The sequence below is a fragment of the Mongoliitalea sp. genome, assembly GCF_054166905.1.
The window spans coordinates 65,796-81,257 of the sequence record NZ_JBSZCK010000042.1 but is presented as its reverse complement, the minus strand read 5'-3'; the positions used below and the strand labels follow the sequence as shown (position 1 = coordinate 81,257).

General features: G+C 41.9%; 12 protein-coding genes. 10 read left to right on the top strand and 2 right to left on the bottom strand.

What is annotated here, in order from left to right:
- The first annotated feature begins 17 nt into the window (after window positions 1–17).
- From ACXIUD_RS17085 to ACXIUD_RS17050, 8 genes are all read left to right on the top strand, one after another.
- The gene (locus tag ACXIUD_RS17085; protein WP_458053860.1) at window positions 18–1,703 is read left to right on the top strand and encodes a sodium:solute symporter family protein; all 1,686 of its coding nucleotides are present in this window, start codon (window positions 18–20) and stop codon (window positions 1,701–1,703) included.
- A 227-nt stretch (window positions 1,704–1,930) separates the two neighbouring features.
- Window positions 1,931–2,143, top strand: coding sequence for a hypothetical protein (locus ACXIUD_RS17080; protein WP_458053859.1), 213 nt, complete (start codon window positions 1,931–1,933; stop codon window positions 2,141–2,143).
- Window positions 2,136–4,877, top strand: a complete 2,742-nt coding sequence (locus ACXIUD_RS17075) for an ATP-binding protein (protein ID WP_458053858.1) — start codon at window positions 2,136–2,138, stop codon at window positions 4,875–4,877. Before ACXIUD_RS17080 ends, ACXIUD_RS17075 begins: the two co-directional genes overlap by 8 nt.
- On the top strand, window positions 4,870–5,226 hold the full coding sequence (locus tag ACXIUD_RS17070) for a response regulator transcription factor (protein ID WP_189579351.1): 357 nt from the start codon (window positions 4,870–4,872) through the stop codon (window positions 5,224–5,226). The genes ACXIUD_RS17075 and ACXIUD_RS17070 overlap by 8 nt, the downstream gene beginning before the upstream one ends.
- Window positions 5,227–5,257: 31 nt before the next feature.
- The gene (gene acs / locus ACXIUD_RS17065) at window positions 5,258–7,150 is read left to right on the top strand and encodes an acetate--CoA ligase (RefSeq protein WP_458053857.1); all 1,893 of its coding nucleotides are present in this window, start codon (window positions 5,258–5,260) and stop codon (window positions 7,148–7,150) included.
- 514 nt (window positions 7,151–7,664) lie between these two features.
- Complete coding sequence (locus ACXIUD_RS17060; RefSeq protein ID WP_458053856.1) at window positions 7,665–9,611, top strand: DUF294 nucleotidyltransferase-like domain-containing protein; 1,947 nt, start codon at window positions 7,665–7,667, stop codon at window positions 9,609–9,611.
- Window positions 9,612–9,613: 2 nt separating this feature from the next.
- Window positions 9,614–10,288, top strand: coding sequence for a 3'-5' exonuclease (locus ACXIUD_RS17055; protein ID WP_458053855.1), 675 nt, complete (start codon window positions 9,614–9,616; stop codon window positions 10,286–10,288).
- A gap of 364 nt (window positions 10,289–10,652) precedes the next feature.
- Entirely contained in the window at window positions 10,653–11,261 is a 609-nt protein-coding gene (locus tag ACXIUD_RS17050) for a hypothetical protein (protein ID WP_458053854.1), read from the top strand.
- Between the two features lie 323 nt (window positions 11,262–11,584).
- Here the strand turns inward: ACXIUD_RS17050 and ACXIUD_RS17045 are convergent, their stop codons facing one another.
- Window positions 11,585–13,033 carry a DUF4403 family protein gene (locus ACXIUD_RS17045; protein WP_458053853.1) on the bottom strand — a complete coding sequence of 483 codons (1,449 nt, stop codon included), beginning with the start codon at window positions 13,031–13,033 and terminating at the stop codon, window positions 11,585–11,587.
- A 74-nt stretch (window positions 13,034–13,107) separates the two neighbouring features.
- Here ACXIUD_RS17045 and ytxJ point away from each other — a divergent pair, with 74 nt between their 5' ends.
- Window positions 13,108–13,443, top strand: coding sequence for a bacillithiol system redox-active protein YtxJ (gene ytxJ / locus ACXIUD_RS17040; protein ID WP_458053904.1), 336 nt, complete (start codon window positions 13,108–13,110; stop codon window positions 13,441–13,443).
- 7 nt (window positions 13,444–13,450) lie between these two features.
- Complete coding sequence (gene dgt / locus ACXIUD_RS17035; protein WP_458053852.1) at window positions 13,451–14,836, top strand: dGTP triphosphohydrolase; 1,386 nt, start codon at window positions 13,451–13,453, stop codon at window positions 14,834–14,836.
- On the opposite strand, the gene ACXIUD_RS17030 is transcribed toward dgt, so the two are convergent.
- Window positions 14,833–15,462 (bottom strand): response regulator, encoded by a 630-nt coding sequence (locus tag ACXIUD_RS17030; protein WP_458053851.1) that lies wholly within the window; start codon window positions 15,460–15,462, stop codon window positions 14,833–14,835. The two genes, dgt and ACXIUD_RS17030, sit on opposite strands and share 4 nt — an antisense overlap.

Here is a 15,462-nt window from a genome sequence, read left to right as displayed (position 1 = left end):
AAAAATCAACCAAACAAATGGAAATTTTAACTTGGACATATATACTAGTAGGCGCATCATTTGCCCTCTACATAGGAATTGCCATCTACACGAGGGCAGGTTCTACTAAAGAATTTTACACCGCAGGTGGAGGGGTTTCTCCTTTAGCCAACGGTATGGCTACGGCTGCTGACTGGATGTCAGCGGCATCATTTATCTCGATGGCAGGTATTATTGCTTTTTCCGGCTATGATGGATCAGTTTATTTGATGGGATGGACAGGAGGCTATGTGTTATTGGCACTCCTACTCGCTCCCTATCTTCGGAAATTTGGGAAATTTACCGTTCCCGATTTTGTTGGTGACCGCTATTACTCCAATAAAGCTCGTGTAGTGGCCGTGATTTGTGCCCTTTTCATCTCCTTTACCTATGTAGCTGGACAAATGAGAGGGGTTGGTATCGTGTTTTCCCGTTACTTGGAAGTAGATATCAATACAGGTGTAATCATAGGTATGTGTATCGTATTCTTTTATGCGGTATTAGGTGGAATGAAAGGGATTACCTATACACAGGTAGCACAATATTGTGTATTGATCTTCGCTTATATGGTTCCTGCAATCTTTATTTCCATGCAATTGACAGGTACTCCAATTCCTCAATTAGGCTTGGGTGGTGTAGTAGCTGACGGAACACCGTTATTGGATAAATTGGATGGAGTATTGACAGACCTTGGTTTTGCAGCCTACACTTCCGGTAGAAAAGGGATGATTGATATTTTCGCAATTACCCTGGCATTAATGGTAGGTACAGCCGGTCTTCCACATGTAATTGTACGTTTCTTCACAGTTCCAAGAGTAAAAGATGCGCGCCTATCAGCTGGATATGCCTTAGTATTTATCGCCATTCTTTATACAACTGCACCTGCAGTAGCTGCTTTCGGGATATACAATGCGATCGAAACAGTTGCGGATAAGCCGGTAAATGATTTACCAGCTTGGGTAGGAAACTGGCAAAAAACTAATTTGATATCGATAGATGATAAAAACGGAGACGGGTTTGTACAGTATTCTGCTGATCCAGCAACGAATGAGTTGAAGATTGATAAAGATATCATGGTATTGGCTAGCTCTGAAATTGCAAATCTACCTAACTGGGTGATTGGACTAGTGGCCGCCGGTGGTATGGCAGCAGCACTATCTACAGCAGCTGGTTTATTGTTGGTAATCTCTACATCAGTTTCCAGGGACTTGTTCAGAACATTTAAGCCTGATATGACAGAGAAGAGAGAATTGTTAATTGCTAGATTCTCAGCAGCGGGAGCCGTTTTGATGGCAGGTTATTTCGGTGTGAATCCTCCAGGATTTGTGGCCGAAGTTGTAGCTTTTGCCTTTGGATTGGCGGCAGCTTCCTTCTTCCCAGTGATCATTATGGGGATTTTCTCCAGTAGAATGAATAAAGAAGGTGCGATTGCAGGAATGATTTCAGGACTGGTGTTTACCATTGCCTATATCAGCTACTTCAAATTTATCAGCCCAGAGTTGAATTCAGTCGAGAATTGGTGGTTTGGTATTTCTCCTGAAGGAATTGGCTCCTTGGGTATGGTAGTGAATTTTGTGGTCACCTACGTTGTGTCTAAAGCTACGCCAGCTCCACCTCAAAAAGTACAGGATATGATTCAGGAAATCAGAATACCAAGAGGTGCAGGTGCTGCTCAAGAGCACTAAAAACTCATGAAGGTTTGCAGACTTTAGCTCTCTTAGGATTGAGTTTTAAAGACTGATTTAGTTTCAATTAAAAACTTTGTGCCTTCGCACCTTTGTGGTAAAACCGCCCCAAGGATGCCAAGGCACAAAGAATTTATAAAAATCATGAATAATCGGATGAATAGTCAAGGCATCTTTTCTTTAATCCGATATCAAAAAATTGTATCTTAACGATTTGAGAAAAAGTCATGAAATCATCTACGAAAGTACAATTACTGTGGAGTGTGTTTGTCTTAGGGATTTTTCTATTGAATTATCCTGTGATGAAGCTCTATAATATTCAATCCACCATTGGTGGGGTGCCGCTTTTGTATGCGATGGTTTTTGGGATTTGGTTGTTTTTGATTGTGTTGACCTACATAGCGATACGCAAGTCCAAAAAAGAAGAGAAAAGTGCTTAGCAATGGAATAATCATAGCGTTTACCTTTGGGTATTTGGCATTATTATTTGCCATCGCCTGGTTTTCGGAGCGATCTTCCGAAAAAGGGAAAAGCTATGCCTCCAATCCTTATGTTTATGCTTTGTCCTTAGCGGTCTATTGTACAGCATGGACCTATTACGGTTCGGTAGGCTATGCGGCAACTAACGGTCTGGAATTTTTAACCATTTATATTGGCCCTAGCTTGATAGCGCCTTTGTGGTGGCTGGTGATGCGAAAAATGATCCGTATCAGCAAAGTACAGCGGATATCCTCAATTGCGGATTTTATATCTTCCCGTTATGGGAAAAGCGTTAGTTTGGGTGGTATTGTGACTATTTTCTGTCTTTTGGGTATTTTGCCGTACATTTCTATTCAAATCAAGGCAATCGCATCATCATTTGCTATTTTGGAAACCGGAGATTTCCGAATGAGTGCCAACATGCTTCCCTTTTATGCTGATACGGCTTTTTACCTAGCCTTAGGATTAGCACTGTTTACTATTTTATTTGGAACACGGGATGTGGAAGCCACTGCTCGTCACGATGGTTTGGTGACCGCAATTGCTTTTGAATCCATTTTTAAGTTATTAGCATTTTTGGTCGTGGGGGTATTTGTCACCTACTTTTTGTATGACGGATTTGAAGATATTTTCAATCAAGCTTCTTTAAGGGGCTTGGATCATTTGTTTGTGTTTAGTGATGAAGTTGCCTCAACCGATTGGTTTTGGATGAGTATTTTGTCTATGATGGCAGTTTTGTTTTTACCCAGACAGTTTCAGGTGTCAGTCGTAGAAAATCACGATGAAAAACATTTGGATAAAGCGATGTGGCTATTCCCATTATACTTACTGATTATCAATATTTTTGTATTGCCCATTGCCTTGGGAGGTTTGGTGCATTTTGAAGGGGAAGCGGTGGATGCAGATACCTTTGTATTGGCTTTGCCCATTACCTATAATCAAGACTGGCTAGCCTTAGGAGTTTATTTGGGAGGATTCTCCGCTGCTACGGGTATGATTATCGTGTCTACCATTGCTCTTAGCACGATGGTGAGCAATAATCTGGTTCTTCCCATTATTTTATCCAACGAAAAACTTAAAACTAAATACCAACATCACCTTGGCGAGACAGTTATTTGGATACGGAGAGTCACGATATTCCTAATCATATTGGCAGCCTATTGGTATTATAAAGAGGTTTCTGGTAGGTTCTCTATCGTGTCCATTGGGTTGATTTCCTTTGTTGCGATTGCCCAATTTACACCGTCAATTATTGGTGGTTTGTTTTGGAAAAAGGGATCTAAAATTGGTGCAACTGTTGGGATTATTGCAGGATTTGTAGTTTGGTTTTTCACCTTGGTAACACCTACGATGGTTACCGCTGCTTATCTTCCTGCTTCATTTTTGACAGAGGGTTTATGGGGAATCAGTGCGCTCAAGCCTTACTCCCTTTTGGGAATGGAAGGGATGTCGCCTATTTCACATGGACTTTTCTTTAGTTTGACGGTCAATAGTTTTGCATATGTCTTTTTGTCCCTAGTATTTACGCAGTCCTCCAAAGAACATAATCAGGCAGTGGTGTTTGTGGATATTTTCAAGTACAGTACCACCTTGGATAGCTCAATTATTTGGAAAGGACAGGCTTTCTTGCCTGATTTGAAAGCATTGCTAGTGAATTTTTTGGGTCAGGCCAAAACAGATGAAGCCTTGCAAGAATTTGAAGAATTAACCGGAAGCTCCCTTGAGCTTAAAGGAGCCGTAAACTCAGAATTGGTCAATTATTCGGAACGATTACTTTCTGGGGTAATCGGCACAGCTTCGGCGCGAATAATGGTGGCCTCCGTGGTGAAGGAAGAAGAAATCAGCATGGAAGAGGTGTTGGGTATCTTAAGAGAAACCCAAGAGTTGAAGTTTTTGAATTTGCAGCTAAAGCAGAAAAGTAAAGAGCTTACCAAAGCATCCAACAAACTGCAAAAGCTAAATGAAACCCTACGATTAAATGACATGCTGAAGGATGAATTTATTTCCACGGTCACACATGAGATGAAAACTCCCTTGACATCTATCAGGGCTTTTTCAGAAATCTTGTTGGATGAAGATCTTCCGGAGGAAGACAAGAAAAAGTTTTTGGATATCATCATTCAGGAGACTGGCAGAATGACGAGGCTGATTGATCAGGTGTTGGATCTAGAACGTTTTGATTCGGGTAGACAAAAGTTGAATTTGGAGCCAACAGATATCAAGATTCTTCTGCTTCAAGCCTGCGAAAGTATGCTGCAAGTTTTTAAAGAGAAAAATATTGAGTTCCGCATGGATTTGCAGTTTGAAGCCATAGAATTGACAGTAGATGAAGATCGCATTAAACAAGTAGTCTTAAACTTACTTTCCAATGCTAGTAAGTTTGCTAAGAGTTTAACTATGATCAAAGCAAAAGTCGAAGAAGGCAACTTATTGGTAGAGGTGTTTGATGATGGCAAGGGAGTACCTGAAGAAGAGATTCCGTACATATTCGATAAGTTTTTCCAAGCAAAAAATCAAACTTCTAAGAAACCGATTGGAAGCGGTCTTGGATTAGCTATTTCCAAAAAAATAATAGAATACCATGGAGGAGTGATTGGTGTAGAAAGAAAAGAGGATCTTACCTGCTTCAGTTTCTCATTACCATTGCTCCAAGAAAAAAATGTTGAACCTGATATCCTAAAAATGTATGAGTAATATACTGATTGTAGACGATGAGCCGAATATCTTACTTTCCTTAGAGTTTCTTTTCAAAAAGGAAGGTTATAAGGTATTCATTGCCCGAGATGGGGAAGAGGCATTGGGAATTATAGAAGATAAAGTTCCTGCCCTGATTATCCTGGACATCATGATGCCAAAGGTGGATGGATATGAGGTTTGCAAGCATGTTAAATCGGAGTATCCCAATATGAAGGTGATTTTCCTGACAGCAAAAAGTAAGCAACAAGATGTGCAAAAAGGCTTAAATCTTGGTGCGGACATGTATCTCACCAAACCCTTTTCTACCAAAGATTTGGTAACAAAAGTCAAAACACTTCTGAATTAAACAATTTCAATAACCAAAATACAATACTATTATGAGCGATAGAATCCACACGCTGAGCGGATATTTTTACGAGTATCAAAAATCAGTAACCGAGCCTGAAAACTTCTGGGCAAGGATTGCAGACTCCTTCCATTGGAAGAAGAGATGGGACAAGGTTGTGAAGTGGAACTTTGAAGAACCCAATGTACAGTGGTTTGTCAACGCCAAGCTGAATATCACAGAAAATATTTTCGAGAAAAACCTATTTGCATACGGGGACCGCACGGCCATCATTTGGGAACCAAGTGAGCCTGGAGAAGATAGCCGAAGGATCAGCTATCAGGAATTGTACGAGCAAGTTTGTCAATTTGCTAATGTATTACTAGCCAAAGGTATCCAAAAAGGAGATCGGGTGATCATTTATATGCCAATGATTCCTGAGGCAGCAGTTGCGATGTTAGCCTGTGCCCGTATTGGCGCAATTCACTCAATAGTGTTTGCAGGATTTTCGGCTACAGCTTTGGCTGACCGAATCAATGACTGCCAGGCAAAAGCCATATTGACTACGGATGGTAATTTCCGTGGTAATAAGAAGATAGCGGTAAAAGCGCTTGTAGATGAAGCCTTGGAAAAATCCTCCGTGGAATCTGTCATTGTTTATAAGCGCACGGGGCAGGATGTTCAAATGCAGGAGGGGCGAGATTTCTGGTGGCATAATGTCATTGAGGGAGTGTCCACTACCAACAAAGCGGAAATCATGGATTCAGAAGATCCATTATTTATTCTTTATACTTCTGGTTCTACCGGTAAACCAAAGGGAGTTGTACATACTACAGGTGGCTACATGGTTTATACCAAATATTCCTTTGAAAATGTTTTCCAGTATTCCCCGGGGGATGTGTATTGGTGTACAGCGGATATCGGCTGGATTACAGGCCACTCCTACATCGTTTATGGGCCATTATTGGCAGGAGCCACTACCTTGATGTTTGAAGGAGTACCTACTTATCCGAACCCGGGAAGATTTTGGGATGTGATCGATAAGCATCAGGTCAATCAATTCTATACGGCTCCTACGGCAATCCGTGCCTTGCAAGCCTACGGCACAGAACCTTTGGAGCCTTACAAATTGGACTCCTTAAAAGTATTGGGTTCTGTTGGAGAGCCAATCAACGAGGAAGCCTGGAAATGGTATTACACACATGTTGGAAAATCTCGCTGTCCGATTGTAGATACTTGGTGGCAGACAGAAACAGGTGGAATTTTGGTTTCTCCGATTGCAGGGATTACACCTACCAAGCCAGCTTTTGCTACTTTACCACTTCCTGGTATTCAGTTGGCAATCCTAGATCCTGAGGGGAATGAGTTGACTGGTAACTCAGTAGAGGGGAATCTTTGTGTGAAGTTCCCATGGCCATCTATGATTCGTACCACTTGGGGAGATCATGAGCGCTGCAAGCAAACGTATTTCTCTACCTATAAGGGTATGTATTTTACAGGTGATGGAGTGAAGCGTGACCATGATGGTTATTATAGAATTTTGGGTCGTGTGGATGATGTCATCAACGTATCCGGTCACCGAATGGGCACTGCTGAGGTGGAAAATGCCATCAACGAACATCCATTGGTGATCGAATCTGCTGTAGTGGGTTACCCACACGAAATCAAAGGTCAGGGTATCTACGCCTATGTTATTTGCGATACTTCTCATAGAACAGAGGATAACCTAATCAGTGAAATCAAAGATATGGTCGCCAAAATCATCGGTCCTATCGCCAAGCCAGATAAATTGCAGATTGTACCAGGCCTACCAAAAACTCGTTCCGGTAAAATCATGCGTAGAATCCTAAGAAAGGTTGCCGAGGGTGATACTAGCAATATGGGAGATACTTCCACCCTCTTGGATCCAGAAGTGGTGAATCAGATTATTGCTGGGAAAAAGTAGGGGTGAAAAGGATGAAGGAGGAAGGATGAAAAGAGAGACGAGAAGCGAGAGACTAGATATTAGAAACAAGAGTCAAGATAGCTATTATTGAGCATCCTTAGTCTTGGCGGAACTTTTCCAAAGTTTTAAACTTTGGAAAAGTTTTCTGTCCTACTGAAATTGTACCTTTAACAAAGTACCAAGTAGGGATTCTGGTAGAAGAAACAAGACACAAGATGCAAGACACAAGACTCAGGGTGTGTATAGAACTTGCGTTTTGCATTTCTTATGCGAATCGTTTTCTGTTTACTTCGACTTAGCTCAGTACAAGCATTGTTCACTAAACCGTTGACAGTGGACTGTCGACCGTGGACCACTAATCACTAGTACGGTACCAAGTACGAAGAACCAAGTACCAAGTAGGGATTCTGGTAATAAAAAAGAGCATCGTATTTCAACCACTAACGAAACCGTCGACCGTGGACCGTCAACCGTCGACAACTGTTAACTTCTCACTACTAACTGTTCACTGCTAATGAGCAACGTCATCATCAACCGAGTCAAAGAATTTCTGAAGCGATTTCCTCCGTTTTCGTTTTTGGCGGAGGAGGCTTTGGCGGAGGTTTCTCAGGGGGTGGTGATCCGGTATTTTGGGAAGGATGAGCTGTTGTTTTCCAAAGGTGACCCTGCACAACCCTATTTCTTTGTGCTGAAAGAAGGCTCTATTTCGCTGATTGATAATATAGATCAGGAGGAGAAGATTGTGGAAGTCTGTGATGAGGGGGATGTTTTTGGGGTCTTGGCATTGTTGGGCAAAAGACCTTATCGATTGACTGCCAAAACCTTGGAGGACTCACTGCTTTATGCAATTCCTGTAGCAGTTTTTGAGAAAATATTAAATGAAAACAGCCGTGTAGCACTCTACTTTGCTGCAGGCTTTGCATCTGGCCAAGTGGTGGTGCGGACGGATCTGTCTCAATCCCAAAAAGCGCGAACGGAATTTTCAGAACTATCGAAAGATAACGGATTATTGATTTTTACAGGTCAGTCAGATTTGAATTATTCTAGGGATGTGCTGACCTGTAGCCAAGATTGGACCATCCAACAGGCAGCTAGTAAAATGGCAGAGGCTGGGGTGGGTTCCATTGTGATTGTGAATGAGCAGAAGCATCCGCTTGGAATTATCACCGATAAGGATCTCCGCAATCGCCTGGTTGCACAAGGCAAAAGTTTCGAAACTCCTGTTACGGAGCTCATGACTTCCCCTGTGTTGACTAAAAAGAAGGATGCACTCTTTTCGGAGTTGTATCTCACGATGATCAAGTTCCGCCTGCACCACTTGATTTTCACGGAAGATGGAACTGACCAAAGTCCCATTGCGGGGATTCTTTCAGATCATGACATTCTCTTATCTCAGGGGAATAGTCCGGCAGTTTTGATACATGCCTTGATGAATACTTGGGATGTTGCTGAAATGGGGAAATTGAGAGATCGAGCAGAAAAGCTACTGTTTTATTACTTGGAAAATGAGGTTTCCATGGACTTTGTGGCCAATATCATCACCGAGATCAATGATATCATCATACAGCGCATCATCCAACTAGCACAACGCAAACTTGCGGATGAATATCCTGGAATGGAGCAGGTGAAATTTTGTTTTCTTTCCCTAGGAAGTGAAGGTAGGGAAGAACAGTTACTTCGAACAGACTTGGATAATGCCATTGTGTTTGAGGATGTACCAAAGGAGCGATTGGAGCGAACCCAAGCTTATTTTCTTCGCTTAGGGGAGGAAGTTGTGGAGGGCTTGCTCACCTGTGGTTTCCATACCTGCCCTGCGGAAATGATGGCCAACAATATCCAATGGTGTCAGCCATTGACTCAATGGAAAAAGTATTTCTCGGATTGGATTCTTACTCCGAGTCAAAAGGCCGTATTGCATGCGACAATCTTTTTTGATTTTCGACCGATTTATGGTGCTAAATCCTTGGCTGAAGAGATGAGTCAACATATTTATGATGAGATTGGAGATAAGAAAATTTTCCTTAATTTCTTAGCAAAAAATGCACTACTCAACCCTCCTCCATTGGGCTTTTTCCGCAACTTCATTGTAGAAAAATCTGGAGAGCAGAAAGATAAATTTGACATCAAACTACGCGCGATGATGCCCTTGACGGATATCGCTCGATTGCTGGTGTTGAGTCATCGGGTCATTGGGGTGAATAACACCTACAAACGCTTTGAGAAATTGATTGCATTGGAGCCTAATCATCAAGAATTGATGCAAGAGGCGGGCAAGGCATACGAGATTTTGATGCGGATGCGTGCGATTGAAGGATTGAAGAATAATAGTTCGGGTCGGTATATCAGCCCAGAAGCTTTGGGAAAATTGCAGCGTCAATTGTTGAAAAACACTTTTTCTCCCATCGATGAATTACAAAAGATGATTAAGGTGCGGTTTCAGACAGACTTTTTTGCAGGGTAACTATGGGGTTCTTTGACTTTTTGTTTCCATCTCCACAGAAAAAAGCGGAGTTTGTTACAGCTTACGAGGCGGGTTTTGGTCAAAAAATCCCTTCATCTAGGGGATTGAGTCTTTTGCCATTTGTGGTCCTTGATACGGAGACTACTGGCTTGGAACCTAAAACAGATTACATTCTTTCTTTCGGGGCAGTTAAGTTGAAGAGCTTTCAGTTGAACATGCAAGAAACCTTGGAATGGTATTTACGCACACCCGCTCGTAGCAGGGAGGCAATTGAGGTTCATGAGATTTTGCAGCCAGGGGAACTCATGGATTTGCAGGTATTTGGGGAGCAGTTGTTAGATTACATCGGCACGAGTATTCTGGTCGGACATCATGTTGGGTTTGACTTGGAGATGTTGACCAAGGCATTGAAGCCTTTTGGTTTTCGGAAATTTTTGAATCCTGTCTTGGACACACATAGCTTGGCTGTGAGGCTGGAAAAAGGGCCACATTACGATAGCAGCATGGGCAAGCCGGGAGAGTATTCCTTGGATAGTTTGTGTGAACGTTACCAGATATCCTTAGATGATCGGCATACGGCAACAGGGGATGCCTATTTGACTGCGCAGTTATTAATGAAGTTATTGAAATTGGCAGAGAAGAAAGGGATTAGGAGTTATGGGGGGTTGATTCGATGAGGGGTTCTCACGGAAGGCGCGGAAAACACGGAAAAGTTGGTTGAAAATTTAATGTCATTCAAATCTATTGTTTAGATTTCTAACTTTTTCCGCGGAATATCCGTCCTCAAATGTGACTGGATTTTGAGATAATTGTTCATTCAGTTTTTCAATCCTCTTGAGGTATAGCCAGTCATTTAGCGCTTTAATTAGACTTTCGGTGATGTTTTTTCCACCAGTAAAAGCTTTTATGTCTGCTAGCAGATTCTTTCGAAGGTTAAGCCAAAAGTTGGAAAAGATTGAATAACAATCTTTTTCTACTCTTAAAAAAATCAAAATCCTTCCAAAATCCGTTTAAAATGTTGATCCCTGATTTTGGCTTAGTATGAGATGCATCCCTTTGTTTTTCCTTATCCTCTTTACCTCATGTGTCGGTACGCGCGAATACCGGGTACAGAGCTATCAGGTAATGCCGTTTAAGGTGGTGGATACTTCGGAGCGAGTGTATGTGGAGTTTGCTCGGGAGTTGACGGAGAAGGAACTGACTACAATCAGCGCCATTGTGCTGGGGATTTTGGAAGAGCGGGATTTTCAGGAGGTACTGTGCAGCAGGTATGATCGCCCCAGGCTGACAATGGCAGGCATACACGATTTTTCGACCCAGCGGAATCATCAGCGACTATTCACAGATGCAGGTATTCGCTATCTCCTGCGGGTACAAACATGGGACCGACGGCATTATGACTGGGAGTTTCCTGTGATGCAGTATGCCTATAATGCTCAGGAAGACAAAACCTATATTATGCAAGGCGATTTGGGATTGGACAAGCAGTATTGGATAACGCTCAAATACACCCTTTATGACTCCAAAATGGACCGGCAAGTTGCAGAACTTATCACCACAGCCTCCCATCCCCGCGGGCGTTTCCACAAAAAAGCCATTGAAAAAGACATTCAACAATTACTTGCCTTGTTTGATAATCAATTGAAGTAAAAAGAGTTCACTCCACGACTGCAAAGAGTTCACGTCACGGTCGCCACGGATTTTGCCACAAACCTGATTGCATCAGGCAAGTGCACGAATCTTTACGGATTTTTTCTATCGAAAAATGGCATTAACCGTATAGCTAATTATTTCTTTTTTCCCTTTTACCAAATTGTCTATGAAGAGGATTGCAGATCCTTATTATCTAAAGACCGAGATTGTAAATCTCTGCCAGCTATCATCAACTAATATCCTCTATTTTTTCACGAAGTATATTTCAACTTTATTTCCACCTTATTTCCCTCCCATCCAATATCAACCAATATCCCCCATCATTTCAACCTCACTTCCATCTCTCCCTTTGTCCTCAAAAACACCTTTACATCCTCTGCTGTCACATAAATTCCTTCAATATCCAAATTGGGATTGCGGACTCGGAAGCTAGCAAAGTCGGTGTCAAAATAGCCCTGTTGCTGCATTTCCCGACGGGTATCTCTAAGGAAATCGGATAAAGGATAAGCAGCCATTTTCTTCACTTGGCGTAAGATGCTAGGCTTTTTGGAATTGATGGCTAGTCTCGCAGGTAGGTTAGGGGTTTTGACGTCAAACTGTGGGCTTTCTAAGATCAAGCTCTCCGATGATTCATCAAAGACTGGCTTTCCTGCAAATAAAAACTGCCCTTTGATTTCATTCTTACCTTTTCTGATAGCCTTGAAATCCATGGTCAATAGGATTTTTTCCCCGTATTGTTGCGTGCGAAGGTTGGAGGGAATGACCACGGTATTCTTGTCTGTTCGGATTTGCTTTCCACTCATGGCTTGATTCAGGTAGATATCCAACTCTTTGAATGGTAAGACCAATGGAAGGGTAAGATCTAAGATGTTAGATTTGTCTTCATTGTAGTAAATATTAGGTAGAGGAACCTTTGGAGGATTGGGTTTTTGGCCGATGACGGAGTACATATTGCCTTCGATTCCCAAATATAAGTTGAGCTTTTGATCCATTGTGATTTCTTCCTTTACTCTGATTTTGGAAGGTACCCCATAAAAATGCACGAGCATGCCTTCTTGATCTACGCTATAGGGTTCAGAAAAGGCATCCCATGTTTCTTGAGCCATGCTTTTGAAATCAAAACGTGTCAACCCAGAGGCTGAGAGCTGATTGTCCAAGACTTTTTGAAGTTGTGATTTCACGACTTTATCCAAATCAATTTCAAAGCCTAGAAAATTGTATTTCAGGGATTTCCCCCAACTCTCAATCTGAAGGTTTTTTACCTGAATGTCCCAGTTTCTGCCGATTTCGGGGATAAAGCTGATTTCAGGAATCAGGTTTTCATTGAAGGGGAAATTGGTGGAGAGGTTTTGTCCAAAAATTTTACGCTCAATTTGAAAATCTCCCTTGAGATTCATGGGGGCTTTTACTTTCAAGGTATTGTTTGGTCCGGCACTTAGTTGGATTTTTCCCGTTCTTTTCACATCCAAATCAGCTTTCATTCCATTACCCACTGGTAGTCCCTTATCTGAAAACAATTGGCTGCTCCAATCTTTATTGAGATTGTCTTCTAAGTAAGAAAGTGGAAAAATAATGGGAACATTGATGTAGGAAGTCGTGGAAGGCAGTTCCACAGCTTCCATGCTTGGAGCCTTGTGAGGCTTGATGGAGGAACAGGCTGCTGCTATCAAGAAGACCAAAAACCAATACGGTCGGAAATGCATAGGATTCAAATTAGTGTAATCAGGTGTGGATACGAAAATACCTTTGTAAAGATATGGGTATAACATGGATTGTCCCAAAAACCATGCAAAAGGAACTATTTTCCATGCAAAATGATTGGTTTGGAGTAATACTTGAAGTCATGGATTGGAAAAAATTGGAATCACTCGAACAGCTAGCTCACATCAAAAAAGAAAGTCAGGAAAAGCCTGTACTGATATTCAAACACAGCAGCAGATGCTCGATAAGTAGCATCGCTTGGGATAGGCTCAAAAGAAACTGGAAATCTGAGGATTCCGAAAAGGTTTCTCCCTATTTTTTGGACCTGATCAGCTATAGGGAAATTTCTAACACGATTGCTAAAGAATTTGAAGTATACCACGAATCTCCCCAAATCATCCTTATTAAAGAGGGAGAGGCCGTGTACGATACCTCCCACATGGGAATCAATTACAACGATATCATGAAGCGGATTTAGATTCTTTATGGAATCTCCGCAATCTGAAGTATTTTTGGGCATGATGCAATGGGAAAAACTACTGGCAGCTGGAAGATTTGATCCTGAAAATCGGGCAATCCCTTCCAATGAGCGTTTTCGTACCGAGTTTGAGCGGGATTATGACCGCATTATCTTTTCAGCCCCTTTTCGAAACCTACAGGACAAAACACAGGTATTCCCCTTGCCAGAGCATGATTTTGTACATACGAGACTTACACATAGTTTGGAAGTATCGAGCGTAGGTCGTTCCTTAGGAAAATCAGTAGGCGAGTATTTATTACAGAAGTATCCCAACTTACACGAGGAGGGGATCTCATCTTCTGATGTGGGTGCTATCGTAGCCGCCGCCGCTCTGACCCATGATATTGGCAATCCCCCTTTTGGACATGCAGGGGAAGATGCTATTTCAGATTTTTTCAAGTTTCATCCTTATGGTATCGTCTGGCAGTCACATGTCAAACATGCAGAATGGGAGGATTTAATCAACTTTGAAGGAAATGCACAAGGATTCAGAATGTTGGTATCCAAAGAAAATGGATTAAAACTTTCCTTGGCCACACTAGCGGCCTTTACAAAATATCCCAGACCTTCTCAGGTTTTTGAAAAAAGTAAAGGTAGGAGGTCTCAAAAGAAATATGGCTTTTATGCGGATCAGGTTGGAGATTATGCCTACTTGGCGGAGAAGCTTGGTATCAGCAAATTGAATCGCAAATGTTGGTTGCGTCATCCTTTAGCCTTTTTGGTGGAGGCAGCGGATGACATTTGCTATTCCATCATCGATTTGGAAGATGGTTGCACCTTGGGATTAGTCACCTGGGAGGAAGGGATCTCTCTGCTCGCTGGAATTCTGAAAGATAAATATCAGCCAGATAAATTACTCAAATATCAAAAAGAAGCCCAACAACTCGCAGTCTTACGGGCCATGGCTATCAGTATTTTAGTGGAGGAGGTGGTACAGGCCTTTATCACGCACGAAGAAGCCATCCTTCAAGGTGATTTTGATCAAGCGTTGACAGATATCATCCCATCTGCATCGGCTTTAGCTAAGATTGTGGATATTTCTATCCGTCAGATTTACCGATCCAAACCTGTATTAGAAAAAGAAGCAGCAGGTTTTCAGGTGATAGAAGGCTTGTTGGAGGTGTTTTCTACTGCTATCAATCATAAGTTCTACCAGACAGAGCTATTTTCCGGAAAAGACCGCAGTATTCTGCGCCTACTTCCCAAAGAGCTTTCTACAGGAGATTGGGATAATCATGCCAATACTTATGCACTATTGAGAACCCTAATTGATTTCATCTCAGGTATGACGGATAAACATGCCTTGGCACTATACAGAAGGGTAAAGGGAATAGCCTTGCCTGGAGCTTAGTCAAGGCGCATTTCTTTAGCTTTTGAAACGAGTTCCGCAACGGAAGAAACGCCTAATTTTTGATGGATTTTTTTTCGATGGGTTTCTACCGTATGTTGGGAGAGTGCCAATTGATCAGCTATTTCCCGATTGGTACTCCCATCGCAGATTTTTTTGATGATCTGGATTTCACGCTTGGAGAGTTTGATTTTTTCACTGAAATAATCAGGAAATTTGCTGTTTTCAATTTCGTTGAGCACTTTTCTGTAATCGGCGATATAAGAACCCTCGAATACCTCGCGAATGGTATAAATGAGTTCATTGGGATCGGAGTCTTTCAGCATGTAAGCGCTTGCCCCTGACTTGATGCATTTATCATAGATATGTTGATCGTCGTACATAGACAATACAATGACTTTGATTTTTGTGCTGATATCTTTTACTGCCTTGATTACACCTACTCCATCTAAGCCGGGCATGTTCATGTCAGTAATAACTATATCAACATTTTTTTTGGTCACAAAATCAACCAGATCATTGCCATTTAAAAATATACCTTTGATGCTAAATCCTTCTTCCTCCTCCAATAAGGACTCTATGCCTTTCGCAAAAAGTTTGTGGTCATCAGCTATCGCTATACGGATCAT

Bases quoted from the DNA above. Each gene is read 5' to 3' on its own strand.
- ACXIUD_RS17085 (WP_458053860.1), top strand. From the start codon at position 18: ATGGAAATTTTAACTTGGACATATATACTAGTAGGCGCATCATTTGCC.
- ACXIUD_RS17080 (WP_458053859.1), top strand. From the start codon at position 1,931: ATGAAATCATCTACGAAAGTACAATTACTGTGGAGTGTGTTTGTCTTA.
- ACXIUD_RS17070 (WP_189579351.1), top strand. From the start codon at position 4,870: ATGAGTAATATACTGATTGTAGACGATGAGCCGAATATCTTACTTTCC.
- acs (WP_458053857.1), top strand. From the start codon at position 5,258: ATGAGCGATAGAATCCACACGCTGAGCGGATATTTTTACGAGTATCAA.
- ACXIUD_RS17060 (WP_458053856.1), top strand. From the start codon at position 7,665: ATGAGCAACGTCATCATCAACCGAGTCAAAGAATTTCTGAAGCGATTT.
- ACXIUD_RS17055 (WP_458053855.1), top strand. From the start codon at position 9,614: ATGGGGTTCTTTGACTTTTTGTTTCCATCTCCACAGAAAAAAGCGGAG.
- ACXIUD_RS17050 (WP_458053854.1), top strand. From the start codon at position 10,653: ATGAGATGCATCCCTTTGTTTTTCCTTATCCTCTTTACCTCATGTGTC.
- ACXIUD_RS17045 (WP_458053853.1), bottom strand. From the start codon at position 13,033: ATGTTATACCCATATCTTTACAAAGGTATTTTCGTATCCACACCTGAT.
- ytxJ (WP_458053904.1), top strand. From the start codon at position 13,108: ATGGATTGGAAAAAATTGGAATCACTCGAACAGCTAGCTCACATCAAA.
- dgt (WP_458053852.1), top strand. From the start codon at position 13,451: ATGGAATCTCCGCAATCTGAAGTATTTTTGGGCATGATGCAATGGGAA.
- ACXIUD_RS17030 (WP_458053851.1), bottom strand. From the start codon at position 15,462: ATGATCCGTATAGCGATAGCTGATGACCACAAACTTTTTGCGAAAGGC.